Raw genomic sequence first — 16099 nt, 5'->3', positions numbered from 1 at the left:
TTGACATAGTGCCAGATATAAAATGGTATTATTTTCAATATAAAAACGAATATACGAGGAGAGGAAAAATGAATCAACGTGTAGAAGCTGTTGATGCAATTCGTGGTTTTGCTTTGTTTGGCATTTTACTAGTCAATATGACATTAATTCAATTTGGGTTCTTCACCAGTGAAAAACCAACTTATCTATTTGGCGATCTTGATAAAGGTGCTAATTGGTTTATTCAATTTTTCGGCACACATAACTTTATATCCCTATTTGCTTTTCTATTTGGGCTTAGCATTATTTTGTTACAAAAAAGTATTATCGCAAAAGGAAAAAAATTCTTCCCCACATACATAAGACGTATTATCATTCTTTTACTACTCGGCTACATTCACGGCACTTTTGTTTGGGAGGGAGATATTTTATTTGCATACGGAATAATCGGGATTTTTTTAATGATATTCATCAATCGAAAACCGAAAACTTTGCTTATTTGGGCGATTATTCTACTCGCACTTATTACACTTATGTCTTATCAAACTGATCCATCTACAAATATAAATGATTTCGCATCTTATACTGAAAAAGAACATAAAGTCCATCAAACTGGAAGCTATATGGATCACGTCAACTTTAGATTGACTGAAAATCCTTTTGATTACATGGGAATTGACGGTGCATTCGGATTATTTTTCATATCAGTTTTCGCAATAATTTTTATGTCTCCACTGTTCCTACTCGGAATGTATGTAGGGAAAAAAGGCTGGCTATTTGAGGTCAGTAAACATATACCTGCTGTCAAAAAAATATGGTTTGCCACCGGTCTCTTCTCTTTTACAATTAAAATCTTAGCTATGTTCATAAAACACCCGGTTTTAATTATGTTACAAGATGGCCTTACACCAGTAACTATGACCTTCTTTTACGGAAGCACAATCATTTTATTATTCCATTACAAAAAAGCAACCCGTCTACTAACATACATGGCGAACATGGGGAAAATGTCCGTTAGTAATTACTTAGCGCAATCTATTATCGCAACAACCATTTTTTACGCATATGGATTTGGCTTATACGGGAAAACCGGCTATTTCTTCGGTATTCTTTTAACCATCGGAATTTATACAATTCAATTATTCGTTAGCACCTATTGGCTCCAGAAATACCGAATGGGGCCAGTGGAATATGTGTGGAGACTGGGAACTTATTTAGAGAAACCACGTTTTAAAAGAGACTTGGATAAAGCAAGTTAAACAAAAAAAGCAATGAGCCTACGCTCATTGCTTTTCTTAATTTATTAAAGCATAACCCCAACGATAATCGCTGATAATATACTTACTAATGTTGCACCGTATACAAGTTTTAAACCGAATGATGATACAACGTTTGCTTGTTTGCCATCGATACTCTTCGTTGCACCTGCGATAATTCCGATAGATGAGAAGTTCGCAAATGATACAAGGAAGATAGATAAAATACCTACTGTACGAGCTGATAAATCACCAGCTACTTTACCAAGATCAAGCATTGCAACGAATTCGTTCGTTACTAATTTTGTTGCCATAATTTGTCCTGCTTGTAACATCTCTGATGTTGGAATACCCATTACGAATGCTAATGGTGAGAAGATGTATCCTAAAATGCTTTGGAATGTGATTCCGAAAATTGAATCAAATACACCGTTAATTGCTGTAATTAATGCCACGAAACCGATTAACATCGCCGCTACTGTTACAGCGATTGAGAAACCAAGCATAATATATTCGCCTAACATTTCAAAGAATGTTTGTTTCTTGTCTTCTTGTAATTCTAAAATATCGTCTTCTTCTTTTACTTCATATGGATTAATGATATGAACGATAATGAATCCACTGAATAAGTTTAATACAAGTGCTGTTACTACATATTTTGGATCAATCATTTTCATATAAGAACCGACAATTGACATCGATACTGTAGACATTGAAGATGCACAAAGTGTGTATAAACGATTTTTCGGTAATTTGCTTAGTTGATCTTTTACTGTAATGAATACTTCCCCTTGACCAACGATTGCAGCTGCTACCGCATTATATGATTCTAGTTTTCCTAAACCGTTAACTTTACTTAATAGGAAACCGACTGCACGAATGATAATCGGTAAAACTTTAATATGTTGCAGAATCCCGATTAATACTGCTAAGAAAATAATCGGTAATAATACTGTTAAGAAGAATGGTGCTTGTCCATCGTTTGCTAGACCACCAAATACGAAATTAACCCCAGCTTCCGCAAATTTTAAAATAGCGCCAAATCCATCTGCGATCCCTTTTACTAATACAAATCCGACCTTTGTATTTAGTAAGAAATACGCAAGTACCAATTGAATGACAAGCATAAGTGCAATTGGTTTATATTTAATTTTCTTACGATCTGAACTAATAAGGAAACCTAGTACAAACACTACAAGTAAACCGACTAGAAACATTACGAACTTCATATGTGAATCCTCCACTTCTCCCACGAGTTATTGGTCGTATAACGTATAACGAATGACGTCTGACCATTGTTGTTAAAAAAATTTAAAACCCCTAAAACTATTCAACTGTCATCTAAAATCAGTAAGCGTTTACATAAATTGCAATTTATAAAAGGTAGCTTCTTCTCTCCTACCATACTTGAAAGTCTGAAATTGATACCACCTACAAATCAAATTGTAAGCGTTATCTAGACGAAATGCAATATAAATTTTAAAAGATTTTTATATGTTAATATATTCCTAATTAATTGGTTTTTTCATGTAAATTTACCATAAAAAAATAGCCCTAGCTATGAGCTAGAGCCATCCTTTTTTTATAACATAACACCAACGATAATCGCTGATAGAATACTTACTAACGTCGCACCGTACACAAGGCGTAGACCGAATGATGATACAACATTTGATTGATTTTCATCGATACCTTTTGTTGCACCTGCAATAATTCCGATAGATGAGAAGTTCGCAAATGATACAAGGAATACAGAAAGAATACCAACTGTACGAGCCGATAAATCACCAGCTACTTTTCCAAGATCAAGCATCGCAACAAACTCGTTTGATACTAATTTTGTTGCCATAATTTGTCCCGCTGTTACCATTTCTGCTTGCGGGATACCCATTACGAATGCTAATGGTGAGAAAATATATCCTAAAATAGCTTGGAATGTAATACCGAACATTGTATCAAACAAGCTATTGATTGCTGTAATTAATGCTACGAAACCGAGTAACATAGCTGCTACTGTAATCGCAATCGTGAAACCAAGCATAATGTACTCGCTCAGCATTTCAAAGAATGATTGTTTTTTCTTATTTTCTAATTTCAGTGTATCTTCTTCTTCTGTAATATCGTACGGGTTAATAATATGAATGATAATGAAACCACTAAATAAATTTAATACAAGTGCTGTTACTACATATTTCGGTTCGATCATTTTCATATAAGAACCAACGATTGACATCGACACTGTCGACATAGAAGATGCACATAATGTATATAAACGATGTTTTGGGATTTTACTTAATTGATCTTTTACTGTAATAAATACTTCTGCTTGTCCAACAATGGCAGCTGCTACTGCGTTATATGATTCTAGTTTTCCTAGACCATTTACTTTACTTAACAACGTACCAATAGCACGAATAAATATCGGTAAAATTTTAAAGTGTTGCAGAATTCCGATTAAAACCGCAAAGAATACGATTGGTAATAACGCTGTTAAGAAGAATGAAACCTCTCCTTTATTAACAAGACCACCAAATACGAAAACGATTCCAGCTTCCGCATATCCAAGAAGTGCGCCAAATCCATCTGAAATTCCTTTTACTAAAATATAACCAACTTGCGTATTTAATAAGAAATAAGATAATGCTAGCTGAATAATAAGCATAATTGCGATTGGTTTATACTTAATCTTCTTTCGATCGGCACTTATAAGAAAACCGAGTACAAATACAACGAGTAATCCTACAAGGAACATAACAAACTTCATTAATAAAATCCTCCATTTAACTCTTCATTAACGTTGAACGTCTGACCATTCAAAACAAGAAATAATCCGAACTTTCCATTTCTCCTCCAAAATCTTCAATCGGATAGGAAAGATCATAAAACCTCTTATTTCAAAGGCATTTTCCATTCTAACACAAATCACAAATCATATCCGCACTTTTCTTTAAAAAATTACATTTTATTATAAAACGTCTATGAATGTTCGTCTTTTACTATCTGCAAATAGTTGAATAAAACAAAAAAGAGCATCAAGTTTCACTTGATGCCCTTTTCATTATACCGCTTTTTCTTTATCAGCTACCGCTGACTCATCCCAACACTCTGTATTGTTCAAACCTGGAATAGACTCCGCATAAAAGACTGGATCTTTCCCTTGTTTCTTTTGCTTAATATAATCTGATAACGCTGCGAAAGCATACTTAGAAAGGAATACAATTGCTACTAAGTTAATAACAGCCATAATTCCCATAAATAAATCTGCTAAATCCCAAACGATTTGAATTGTCGCTACAGATCCTAGCATAACCATACCAAGTACAGCAATGCGGTATGCATTTAATAGCACTTTACTTCCATTTAAGAATTCAATATTTGTTTCACCATAGTAGTAGTTACCTACTAATGAACTGAACGCAAACAAGAAGATTGCCACTGCTACAAATATAGAAGCCCATGGACCGATATGTTGACTTAACGCCTGCTGCGTTAATTGAATTCCGTTTAAATCAGCTGCATTATGCACATCTGATAAAAGAATAATAAATGCTGTACAACTACAAATTAATAATGTATCAGTAAATACCCCTAAAGTTTGAATGAAACCTTGTTTAACTGGGTGCGTTACGTTTGCAGTCGCTGCTGCGTTCGGCGCACTACCCATACCTGCTTCATTTGAGAATAACCCACGTTTTACCCCTAATAAAATCGCAGCTCCTAATCCTCCGCCTACTACTTCTTTAATTCCGAAAGCATGTAAGAAAATTTCTTTAAATACATATGGAATTGCCGTAATGTTTGTTACAACAACGAATAATGCCACTGCTACATAAATAATTGCCATTACTGGAACAATCATTTCAACCGCGCGAGCAATTCGTTTTACTCCACCGAAAATAATAACTGCAAGTAAACCAGCCATAACAAGACCTACTAATCTACTATCTGTTTTGAACGCCCCATCAAAGGCAGCCGCTACAGTATTAGACTGTACAGCGTTAAAAATCAATCCGAAACTTACTGTTATTAGAACAGAGAACACAACACCTAACCAGCGTTTCTTTAAACCCTTTTCCATATAATACGCTGGGCCCCCACGGAATGCATTCCCATCTTTTACTTTATAAATTTGCGCTAATGTGCTCTCTACAAATGCAGAAGCACCCCCAATTACCGCGATTAACCACATCCAAAATACTGCTCCTGGACCACCTGCTGAGATCGCAATAGCTACACCAGCTAAGTTACCAGTACCTACACGAGAAGCTGTACTCATACAAAACGCTTGGAATGATGATACGCCGCTCTTCTCTTTTTGCGCTTTCCTCGTTTTCGAGCTTGCCCCATCCCCAAGCAAACGAATCATTTCACCGAAGTAACGAACTTGGACAAATTTCACACGAAATGAAAAATAGAGCCCTAACCCAATTAACATCGCAATAATGATATATGACCAAAGGATATTATTTATATCCCCAATTACCTTAGCTAAAAAATCCATAATTGCATTGCCCCCTCTTCCTAACAATAAGAAAATTATATTCTAAAAACTTTTAGTAATCAAGAACTTTATGTTAGATTTTATAACATGAGTACGTTAACTCTTTTAACATACGTGTTTTTTTACATGAAAATATAGCCATTACATGCATTTATCCAATACTTAATAACTTATCCTATTCGACCAGCCATACTTTTAAAACAGTACGTTCCCCACAAATAACGAGAGAAACAAACAAAAAAGTTATATTAATAATTACCCCTCACCCTTTTCATCATTTACTACAACAAAAAAGGCGAGCATCGAATTTACCTCGATGCTCGCCTTTTCAATTACACTGCTTTTTCTTTATCTGTTACCACTGGCTTATCCCAGCACTCTGTATTCGTTAAACCAGGAATAGAATCTGCACTGAAGACTGGATCTTTCCCTTGTTTCTTTTGCCTTACATAGTCTGTTAATGCCGCGTACGCAAATCGGCCAAGAAGTGTAATCGCAATTAAGTTCGTGATTACCATTAGACCCATAAATAAGTCTGCCATATTCCATACAACTTGAAGCGTCGCAACAGAACCGAATAATACCATTCCAACTACCGCAATACGGTAAATTGTTAACCACGTTTTGCTTTGCTTAATAAATTCAATATTTGTTTCACCATAATAGTAGTTTCCTAAAAGAGAACTAAATGCAAATAAGAAAATAATAATCGCTAAGAAGCTACTTGCCCATGGGCCGATTTGTGAGCTTAATGCATTTTGCGTTAATTCAATACCTTCTAAATTTGTTGCTTTATATGCACCAGAACATAGTACGATAAATGCTGTTGATGTACATACTAAGAATGTATCTACTAAAACGCCGATCGTTTGAATAAAACCTTGTTTTGCTGGATGCGTTACATCAGCTGTTGCTGCCGCGTTCGGCGCACTACCCATACCTGCTTCGTTCGCAAATAATCCGCGCTGAATACCATATTTCATCGCAGCACCGATACCGCCACCTACAGCTGAATCTAAACCGAATGCACCTTTAAAGATTTCCGTAAACACATCTGGTATTAAATAGAAGTTTTTAATGACAACAAAAATAGCTACCGCAATATAAACAAGCGCCATTGGCGGAACAATCATTTCCGACATACGTGCAATACTTTTTACACCACCAAAAATAATAACCGCAACTAATGCAGCTAATACAATACCAACAATATAACGCTCTAAACCAAATGCATTTTCAAACGCTAATGTTACTGTATTCGCTTGTACTGAGTTAAAAATTAAACCGTAACTAACTGTAATAAGGATAGAAAACCAAATTCCCATCCAACGTTTATTTAAACCTTTTTCCATATAATAAGCAGGACCACCACGGAAGCCACTGCCATCTTTTACTTTATAAATTTGGGCAAGCGTACTTTCTACGAAACTTGAAGAAGCCCCGATAATCGCAATAACCCACATCCAAAATACAGCTCCAGGTCCTCCCATAGATATAGCTAATGCTACACCAGCTAAGTTACCGATACCAATACGAGCTGCTGAACTCATACAAAACGCTTGGAAAGAAGATACACTACCTTTTTTACGCGTCTTTCCAGTTAATCCATCACTCATTAGTCGAACCATTTCCCCTAAATGAGTAATTTGTACGAATTTCAATTTAATAGAAAAATAAAGACCTAAACCAATTAACATCGCAATAAGAATATATGACCAAAGAATTGTATTTGTTGATGAAATAAATTGCTCTAAAATATTCATACAATTAACCCCTCCTTTTCTCCATAAAACGAATTATATTTAAAAAACATTCAAAAATCAACATTTTTCGACAATTTGCAATTTCCAAATATTAGCCAGGTTCACAGTAACAATGTCCTTATGACTGACTACCCTCCCTCTAACTGTGCATACTAAAACAAAAAATAAATTCACAAACAACCCTATTGACAAAAATACCAACCTGTAACTATAATGATTACAACAAATTCATTTACTTTCAGATATACACTTTAACAAAACACTTTGGAGGGATTTATTATGAAAATCGGAATTATCGGAGCAACTGGTAAAGCAGGAAGTCGTATTTTAAAAGAAGCATTGGATCGCGGACATGAAGTAACTGCAATCGTAAGAAACGCTGCAAAAATTACAGAAGAAAACGTAAAAGTTTTAGAAAAAGACGTATTTTCTCTTACATCTAACGACTTGCAAGCATTCGATGTAGTTGTAAATGCATTCGGTGCTCCAGCAGGACAAGAACACCTTCACGTAGATGCAGGAAACGTACTAATTGAAGCGATGAAAGGTGCACCTAACACAAAATTACTTGTAGTTGGTGGCGCTGGAAGCTTATTTGTAGACGAAGAGAAAACAACACGTGTATTTGAGACACCAGGTTTCCCGGAAGAATACCTTGCAACAGCTCAAAACCAAGGTAAAAACTTAGAAATCTTACAACAAACAAATGATATCACTTGGACATTCATCAGCCCTTCTGCACTATTCGCATTAGGAAAACGTACTGGTTCTTATAAAGCTGGTAAAGACAACCTTCTTGTGAACGCAAAAGGTGATAGCTACGTAAGTTACGAAGACTTCGCAGTTGCAGCACTTGATGAAATTGAAAACCCAAAACATGTAAACGAACGCTTCACAGTAGTTTCTGAAGCTGAATAATAAAAAAATCTCGTAAAACATTATGTTTTACGAGATTTTTTTATTGTTACACTTGTTCTAAACCATTTGGAGTAATCTTAAAGGAAATTTCTTGCCCCTTCATCGCATCCTCTTTTTTAACTAACTCATTCTTTTTGTACCAATTCAAACGACTCGGTTCCGCATGGTATACTTTCAGCACATCTCCATACTCAAATGCCGTTCCATTTACTTGCCCAGCAAAATTCTTTGAAGTCTCTTGTCCTTCTGCCGTTACATGCTTTTTCTTATTTCCATTTTGATCATAAATCGTAAGGCCTATATACTGCTCATTTACAAAGCGATAATGAATCTCCTCATTTGTAAATGTTGCATGTAATTTCTTTTCAGCGTGGTTTAACGTAACAATTGAACGTGTAACATCGGACACACCTTGATAGACTAGACTATCCCCATATGTCACTTCTACAGGAACTTCCGTCACCTTCTTATTTCCAAATCGATCTTTCGTTTCTACTTTCACTTTTTGCTGACCAATTTTTGTCGTATCTATTTCCCCTACAAAACCTACTACTTCTCCACCCTGTACTTCAACAAAGTTCTTCGCGTCTAGCGTTTCGCTATTTGTTCCGATTACTACTTGCTGCGGATTTGCTTTTACTGTTTGCTCACCGTCTAATCTTTCAAATCCATTTTCAGTTATTTTGAAGACTAATTCCTTTATCTCTTTACTTTTTCCTTCGCCCACATATACATCTTTTTGATACCAATGTAAACGAGAAGATTCCGCATGATATACTTTCACTACATCTCCATACTCAAATGCAATTCCATTTACTTCCTTAGCAAATTCTTGCGTATTCTCTAAACCTTTTACTGCTATATTTTTCTTCACTCTTCCTTCTTTATCGTACAATGTGAATTCAAAATACTTTTCATCTTTAAAGTAATCATGAATTAGGTTCTTTGTATCTGTCGCACTCAGTTTTTTCGTATCATGATGCAAAGTTACAATTGATTTCAAGTCACCATCTCTATAGCTCAGCCCATATACAAGTAGGCTATCTCCATATGTTACTGTTAGAGGAACTTCTGTCACTTTCTTATTTCCAAATCGATCTTTCGTTTCTACTTTTACTTTTTGTTCACCGATTTTTGTTGTATTTGGTTTTTCTACAAATCCAACTACTTCTCCATCTTTTACTTCAACAAAGTTTTTTGCATTTATTTTCTCTACATCTGTTCCGATTACTACCTTCTGTGGTACTGCCTTTACCTCTTGTAAAGTTTCCATTCTTTCAAAGCCTTTTTCAGTTACCTTGAAGAATAATTCTTTTTCTACTTTCGCCTTACCTTGGCCAGCAAGGCTATTATTTTGATACCATTTCAAGCGGTCCGGTTCTGCATGGAATACTTTTACTACATCACCATATTCAAACTGCATTCCACTCACTTGCTCCGCAAATTTCTTTGAAGTTTCTTGTCCTTCCGCTGTTACACGCTTTTTTGTGTTCCCATTTTGATCATATAGCGTAATCCCCATATACTCTTCATTTACATAACGATAATGAACAGGATTACCTGTAAACGTTGCGTGCAGTTCCTTTTTATCATGTTGCAATGTTACAACCGAACGTATTGCATTATCATTAGCATGAAATACTAAACTATCTCCATAAATTACTTCAAGCGGCACTTCTGTTATCTTCTTATTTCCAAAAGCATCCTTCGTCTCTATTTTTACTTTTTGTTCTCCAATTTTTGATGTATTTGGTTTTTCTACAAAACCAACCACTTCTCCATCTTTTACTTGTACGAATTCTTTCGGATCTAGTTTGTCTACATCCATTCCGACTGCTACTTTTTGCAGTTTCGCCGTCACTTCTTGTAAACTATCTTTTAATTCGAACCCTTGCTCAGTTATTTGGAATAATTTCTCTTTTTTATTTTTAACTTTTCCTTGATCTACAAGTTCGTTATTTTTAAACCACTTCAAACGGCTTGGTTCTGCGTGGAATACTTTTATTACATCACCATATTCAAAATCCAATTCATTTAGTTCCATCGCAAATCTTTTTCCCGTTTCTTGTCCTTCTGCTGATACACGTTTCTTTTCAATCCCATTTCGATCATATAGCGTTAAGCCCATATATTCTTCTTTTTCAAAACGGTAATGTATTTCATTATTAGTAAAGTTTACATTTAATTTCTTCTTATTGTGGTGAAGTGTCACTGTCGACATTACATCATCTGAAAGTCCTTGAAAAACTATACTGTCATCATAAAATCCGTTAACTTGGACAGGAATTGAATTTTTATTTCCTTTCTCATCCCCAATTTCTACTAACACTTCCTGTTTCCCCTTCTCTAATTTAGGCCATACAATCTTTCCTGTTACTTTTACATTCTCACCTAAATTTCGAACAAGCTTACTTGCTTCATTCTCGTCAGAATCTGTACCAACTAAAAGATTTTGTACTTCATTAGCAGGTTCACCATACGGAACCTTATACAGTTCAACTTGCTTCTCACGAATATCATTACTATCTGTAGCTTTCCAGATTTCCTTTTCTAATTTAGGTAACTTTGATTTTTCTATTTTCTCTCTAATATCATCATTTGGTGTTAATCCCCACTCCTCAAAGAAAGGAATTAAATTTTGCCCTGCCACTTTTGATGTCATATAAATAAATAGCTGCTTTTTCTCTTCATCAGAATGAGGCATTTCACTCTGAGGTAACAAACGATAAGCTTGATGTAACCTAGGATAAAAATGTTCTCCATACACTACATTTAATTGCCAAAACATTGTAAGAGGATTAATGTCATCAATGAATCTTTCTGCTTTAGGCTTCTCTAAATACTCAAATGAGTTTTTATAGTGCTCATCCATTTCTAATTGATTCCCTAACGCCTTTTGAACAGCTAATGAGTAAATATTTACTGTTACTTCCCTTACTTTAGACCACTTCCACGGTTCTTGCTGATGTAAATGACCAACTTCATGCCACGGTCCCCATCCATCCTTCTCAAGTACCTCTATATCTAAAACTCTATTCATTGCAGTTGGAATATATCCTGTATGATAATGTTTCGCAAACATAAAGTCCCCTTTAGCAGGCTTCCGTTTTTCAACAAACTGAACATAATGAGTTGGAGATTTTGCAACCCCAACACTGTCCTCAGATAATCCTGCCACTGCGTTTTCTAAACGGATAATCTTATCATGCAATTTCATTAAATCTGTTGGATCCGTATTCTTCATATATTTCTGCACAGAATCGTAAGTAGTAGTAATTAAGCTTCTCTCACCTTTTAATTCAACTGCATAAGGATCCTTATATTTTTTTAACATTTCATCCCAATCTTTTTTCGTATGCTTACCTAAAATAAATAAAGGAAAGTGACTACCACCATTTGTAACGGAAGCTGTTACTTCTCCTTCGTTATTCATATTATAAAAATATAAAATACCCCCTCTTGAAGATGAAATAACATTTTTTCCTGGTTTTAAATCAAACTCCTCTGGGTCCTTTTCATCATAAGATCTCGTTCCAATAAAAGCTTGGATAGACTGCGTTCCTTTTATGTCAATTGTAATCTCTTCATTTGGCTCTGCATAAATTCCAGTCGGTTCATTAGCGGAAAGTTTCCAAGTAACTCTTAAACGATTATTTTCTTCTTCTACGCTACCTTTCCCCGGCAACTGAAATACTCTCTGCTCAAATTTATTCTCTTCTAATTTCCCACCTTTATTCTCTTCCAAAGGCGCCGCATATCCTTTTGATGCTTCGAAAGCTACTGGTGATAATAATGTAGATATACATATACCTGCTACTAATACCCTACTCTTTTTCTTCTTTGACATAATCTGTGTCCCCTGTCCTTTTTTTAGACAAACCATCCTATATATTCATTTAATGAAAAATCCTATTATCTTTATAAAAACATTTAACGAATAGACTAACACCTCGCGCACCTGTATCTATTACTACCGCATTTCCCTCCATGTATTCGCTTTCTTACATTGTACAATTTTTATGTAATATCCCCTCCTCACTTCTCTCTATTTGTGATGAGTTCTCTTGCTACATAAAAAAGAGAATAGTAAAAGATATTTTTCAGTATTGTCATCTATACATCTAAAAATGTGAACAACAATAGAGTTTTACATTTTCTTCATATATGACCATCTATAGGTAGTTTTTCCAACTGAATTGTACACGCTTTACACTTTGTTTGATAGCCTCTCTAATTAGAATAATGTTACAATTTCGTGAATAAAATCCATTTATTGTAACGTTTAGATTTCTCCATATTTTATTATTTTTAAATACTTCTTCAAACGTTAAAATAGTGTTTCACTCGATTAATTATTATCTTGATATATCTTTAAAGAATTCATATGAAAAAGCATTGGCATATACCAATGCTTTTTCATTATCTCTTTTGATTCGGTTTATGCGGTTCATTTGGAGTATATGGCTTATTTGGTTTATTTGGAGCCTCAGCCTTTTTCCAACTTACCGCTAACTCTGGACTTGTTTTTTCTTCACTACGCTCAAGTAATACTACTGCATTTTGAATAGTCGGTGTACCTTTATGCGCAATCCCTTGTAATTTCGTTAAATTTCCTGATACTTTAAAGCTAAATCCACCAGCTGGTGTTTGTTTCGGAATTAAAATGCGGAACTTTTCTCCTACATTAAATTCTGTTTTTGTTTCGCCTTTTTCATTTGCAAATTTCACGCCCGCTGGTGCACCTGTTGCTTGCACTTTATACGTTCCGCTTTTTGCATTTGTTTCTACTGTATATAAGCCTGTTTCAAAGAAATCATTTTTTAAGACTGCTTCTTGTTCTTCTGTAGGAGTTACACTCATCGTAATTTCTTGTAGCTCTTCGCTAGCGTTTGCTTTTGCAACGATATCTTTTGTTACTTTCTCTACATTTTTATTTCGGAAATCTAAATCATTAACATCAATTTGTTTTAACGCATTCCATACTGCAAGCTGCGTTGCGTAATGCGCCTCTCTCCAATCAGATACCCCTAATTCTTGTGGACTCTTTTGTGGATATCCATTCAATAGTACACGGTACACATTAATATCCACTTTCCCCATTTCCGGTAAATCTTGACCGCTTGGAGATTTCAAATCTACATTTAAGCAAAAAGCAATTTTGCCATCTGCCGTTTTAATAAGCTCTGTTCGAATTGGCTTCTTCTTGGACTTACTATAACTCCAATTCATTTCATACTTTGTATGGTCCATCACTTCTGCGAATGCTTTTTGAAGTGGGAATAACACAAATAAAACACTTAAAAACATAGCTAAAAGTTTGAACGATTGCTTTATATTCATGTTTACAGCCCCTTAATAACAAACTTAATACTAAGTAGTATTTATTTAGAAACTATTTTTATGCACAAAAAAAGAGTGCTTTTAAGCACTCTTTTTTCTTACCTTAATCTTAGAAATCGAAGTTATCAGGATCTGGACCAACGCGATGATTTTGATTTAACGCATCGATTTTTTCCATATCTTCTTTCGTTAATTCAAAGTTAAATACATCAGCGTTTGCAATAATACGGTGTTCTTTCGTTGATTTTGGAATTGTGATTACTCCATTTTGAAGATCCCAACGTAAAATAACTTGAGCTGTTGTTTTACCGTGTTTCTCAGCAATCTCTTGTAATGTTTCGTTATCTAATAATTGACCTTGCATTAGTGGTGACCATGCTTCCATTTGAATACCTTGTTCTTTACAGAAAGCTTGTAGTTCTTTTTGTGTTAAACGAGGGTGGTATTCTACTTGGTTAATCATTGGTTTAATTTCTGCATCTTTCATTACATCTTGTAAGTGATGGATTTGGAAGTTACTTACACCAATTGCACGTACGCGCTTTTCTTTATAAAGTGTTTCTAGCGCTCTCCATGTATCTTTATATTTTCCTTCTGAAGGCCAGTGAACAAGATATAAATCTAAATAATCTAGTCCTAATTTTTTTAGACTCTCTTCGTATGCAGCGATTGTTGTTTCATACCCTTGATCTGCGTTCCATACTTTTGAAGTAATAAATAATTCTTCTCTTGCAATACCAGTCGCTTCAATACCTGCACGAATTCCTTCACCTACAGCTTTTTCATTTCCGTAAATTGCAGCTGTATCGATGCTGCGGTATCCTGCTTTAATTGCTGATTTTACAGCTTCTACAAGTTCTGGTCCTTCTTCTACTTTAAATACACCTAAACCGAACCAAGGCATTTCTACACCGTTATTTAATACTGCTTTACTTTGTAAGTTTTTCATTTTATTTTCTCTCCTTTTATTTTACTTGATCTCTTTTTTCTAATGTCATGCTCCACGCTGTTAAAATAACAGCGGCTACTACCATAAGGCCACCTACCCAAGCAGTATGGATTAATCCTAATGAATTCGTTACAAGGCCACCTATATAAGAACCTAAAGCGATCCCTCCGTTAAATGCGGCAATATTAATTGCTGAAGCAACATCAACCGCACTCGGAACAAAGCGCTCTGCCAATATAACTACATATACTTGTAGCCCCGGAACATTCATAAATGCGAATAGTCCCATGAAAATAATTGTGATTAATCCAGCTACTTTAAATGGCGCTGTAAATGTTAAAACAAATAATATAATCGCTTGAATCAAGAACATGTAAAATAGCGCTCGAATCGGATTATGATTCGATAATTTTCCGCCGACCATATTCCCTATCGCAATTGCGATTCCATACACTAATAAAATGATAGTAACAGTACTTGCTTCAAATCCTGTTACTTCTTGTAATAACGGAGATAAATACGTAAATGTTACGAATGTACCGCCGTATCCAAGTGCAGTAATAATGAAAACAAGTAATAGTCTTCCATTTTTAATTAATTTAAATTGATCACGAAACGATACAGGTACACCATTTTTTAAATTAGATGGGACGAGTATACTGTTTGCGATGAAAGCAATAATTCCAATTACAACAATCGCCATAAATGACGCTCTCCAGCCAAATTGTTGACCGATAAATGTTCCAATTGGCACACCAGTAATAGTCGCAACTGTTAATCCAGTAAACATAATCGCAATTGCGCTAGCACGTTTATTCTCTGGTACGATTGCAGCTGCAATTGTAGATCCAATTGACATAAACACACCATGTGCAAACGCAGATACAATTCTTGCAATAATTAATACAGTGAAGCTTGTTGCTACCGCCGCAATGCCATTACCAATAATGAAAATAACCATAATCCACATTAATAATGTCTTTCGCGACATACTAGCCGTTAACGCTGTTAAAACAGGAGCTCCTACCGCTGCTCCTAACGCATATAAGGAAACCGTTAAACCGGCTGTTGTAACCGAAACATTTAAATCTTTTGAAATAGATGGTAGTAAACCGACACTAATAAACTCGGTCGTACCAATCCCAAACGCACTAATTGCTAGCGCTAATAAAGCAAACATACTTCTTCGGCTCGTCTGAGCTTCCGAAGATGGTACTGTATATGAACTCAATTGAATTCCTCCTTATTACAAGAAATCCAATCATAATAGTATGATAAAAAGGCCCTTTTATCTTCTAAAAAATATATTTCATACTTACAAATGCTATTATGAATGGTTTCATTCCTTTTTTGAAGAACGCACTTTAAAGTACGATAGGCACTAAAAAGTAAC

10 protein-coding genes are annotated in these 16099 nt (G+C 35.1%); 2 read left to right on the top strand and 8 right to left on the bottom strand.

Annotation, left to right across the window (positions count from 1 at the left end):
* Positions 1-68: 68 nt before the first annotated feature.
* Positions 69-1238 carry a DUF418 domain-containing protein gene (locus ACTFN4_RS16740; protein ID WP_439962549.1) on the top strand — a complete coding sequence of 390 codons (1170 nt, stop codon included), beginning with the start codon at positions 69-71 and terminating at the stop codon, positions 1236-1238.
* A gap of 44 nt (positions 1239-1282) precedes the next feature.
* On the opposite strand, the gene ACTFN4_RS16735 is transcribed toward ACTFN4_RS16740, so the two are convergent.
* From ACTFN4_RS16735 to ACTFN4_RS16720, 4 genes are all read right to left on the bottom strand, one after another.
* Positions 1283-2464: a NupC/NupG family nucleoside CNT transporter gene (locus ACTFN4_RS16735; RefSeq protein ID WP_000673874.1), complete on the bottom strand. Its 1182-nt coding sequence runs from the start codon at positions 2462-2464 to the stop codon at positions 1283-1285.
* A 353-nt stretch (positions 2465-2817) separates the two neighbouring features.
* Positions 2818-3999, bottom strand: a complete 1182-nt coding sequence (locus ACTFN4_RS16730) for a NupC/NupG family nucleoside CNT transporter (RefSeq protein ID WP_000673841.1) — start codon at positions 3997-3999, stop codon at positions 2818-2820.
* 294 nt (positions 4000-4293) lie between these two features.
* Entirely contained in the window at positions 4294-5736 is a 1443-nt protein-coding gene (locus ACTFN4_RS16725) for an alanine/glycine:cation symporter family protein (RefSeq protein ID WP_000346371.1), read from the bottom strand.
* A 332-nt stretch (positions 5737-6068) separates the two neighbouring features.
* The gene (locus ACTFN4_RS16720; RefSeq protein ID WP_001022930.1) at positions 6069-7499 is read right to left on the bottom strand and encodes an alanine/glycine:cation symporter family protein; all 1431 of its coding nucleotides are present in this window, start codon (positions 7497-7499) and stop codon (positions 6069-6071) included.
* Between the two features lie 279 nt (positions 7500-7778).
* Here ACTFN4_RS16720 and ACTFN4_RS16715 point away from each other — a divergent pair, with 279 nt between their 5' ends.
* The gene (locus ACTFN4_RS16715; protein ID WP_000689902.1) at positions 7779-8417 is read left to right on the top strand and encodes an NAD(P)-dependent oxidoreductase; all 639 of its coding nucleotides are present in this window, start codon (positions 7779-7781) and stop codon (positions 8415-8417) included.
* A 46-nt stretch (positions 8418-8463) separates the two neighbouring features.
* Here the strand turns inward: ACTFN4_RS16715 and ACTFN4_RS16710 are convergent, their stop codons facing one another.
* The 4 genes from ACTFN4_RS16710 to ACTFN4_RS16695 form a co-directional block, all read right to left on the bottom strand.
* Positions 8464-12264, bottom strand: a complete 3801-nt coding sequence (locus ACTFN4_RS16710; protein ID WP_439962548.1) for a putative mucin/carbohydrate-binding domain-containing protein — start codon at positions 12262-12264, stop codon at positions 8464-8466.
* A 572-nt stretch (positions 12265-12836) separates the two neighbouring features.
* The gene (locus tag ACTFN4_RS16705) at positions 12837-13757 is read right to left on the bottom strand and encodes a thioester domain-containing protein (protein ID WP_001022532.1); all 921 of its coding nucleotides are present in this window, start codon (positions 13755-13757) and stop codon (positions 12837-12839) included.
* Between the two features lie 109 nt (positions 13758-13866).
* A complete protein-coding gene (locus tag ACTFN4_RS16700) occupies positions 13867-14706 on the bottom strand; it encodes an aldo/keto reductase (RefSeq protein WP_000793532.1) in 840 nt (279 codons plus the stop codon).
* A 16-nt stretch (positions 14707-14722) separates the two neighbouring features.
* On the bottom strand, positions 14723-15886 hold the full coding sequence (locus ACTFN4_RS16695; RefSeq protein WP_002026553.1) for an MFS transporter: 1164 nt from the start codon (positions 15884-15886) through the stop codon (positions 14723-14725).
* Positions 15887-16099: the final 213 nt, after the last annotated feature.

The organism is Bacillus cereus group sp. MYBK95-2 (genome assembly GCF_051915225.1).
Lineage (GTDB): Bacteria > Bacillota > Bacilli > Bacillales > Bacillaceae_G > Bacillus_A > Bacillus_A cereus.
The sequence above is the reverse complement of the archived record's forward strand: the minus strand, read 5'-3'. Positions and strand labels throughout refer to the sequence as shown.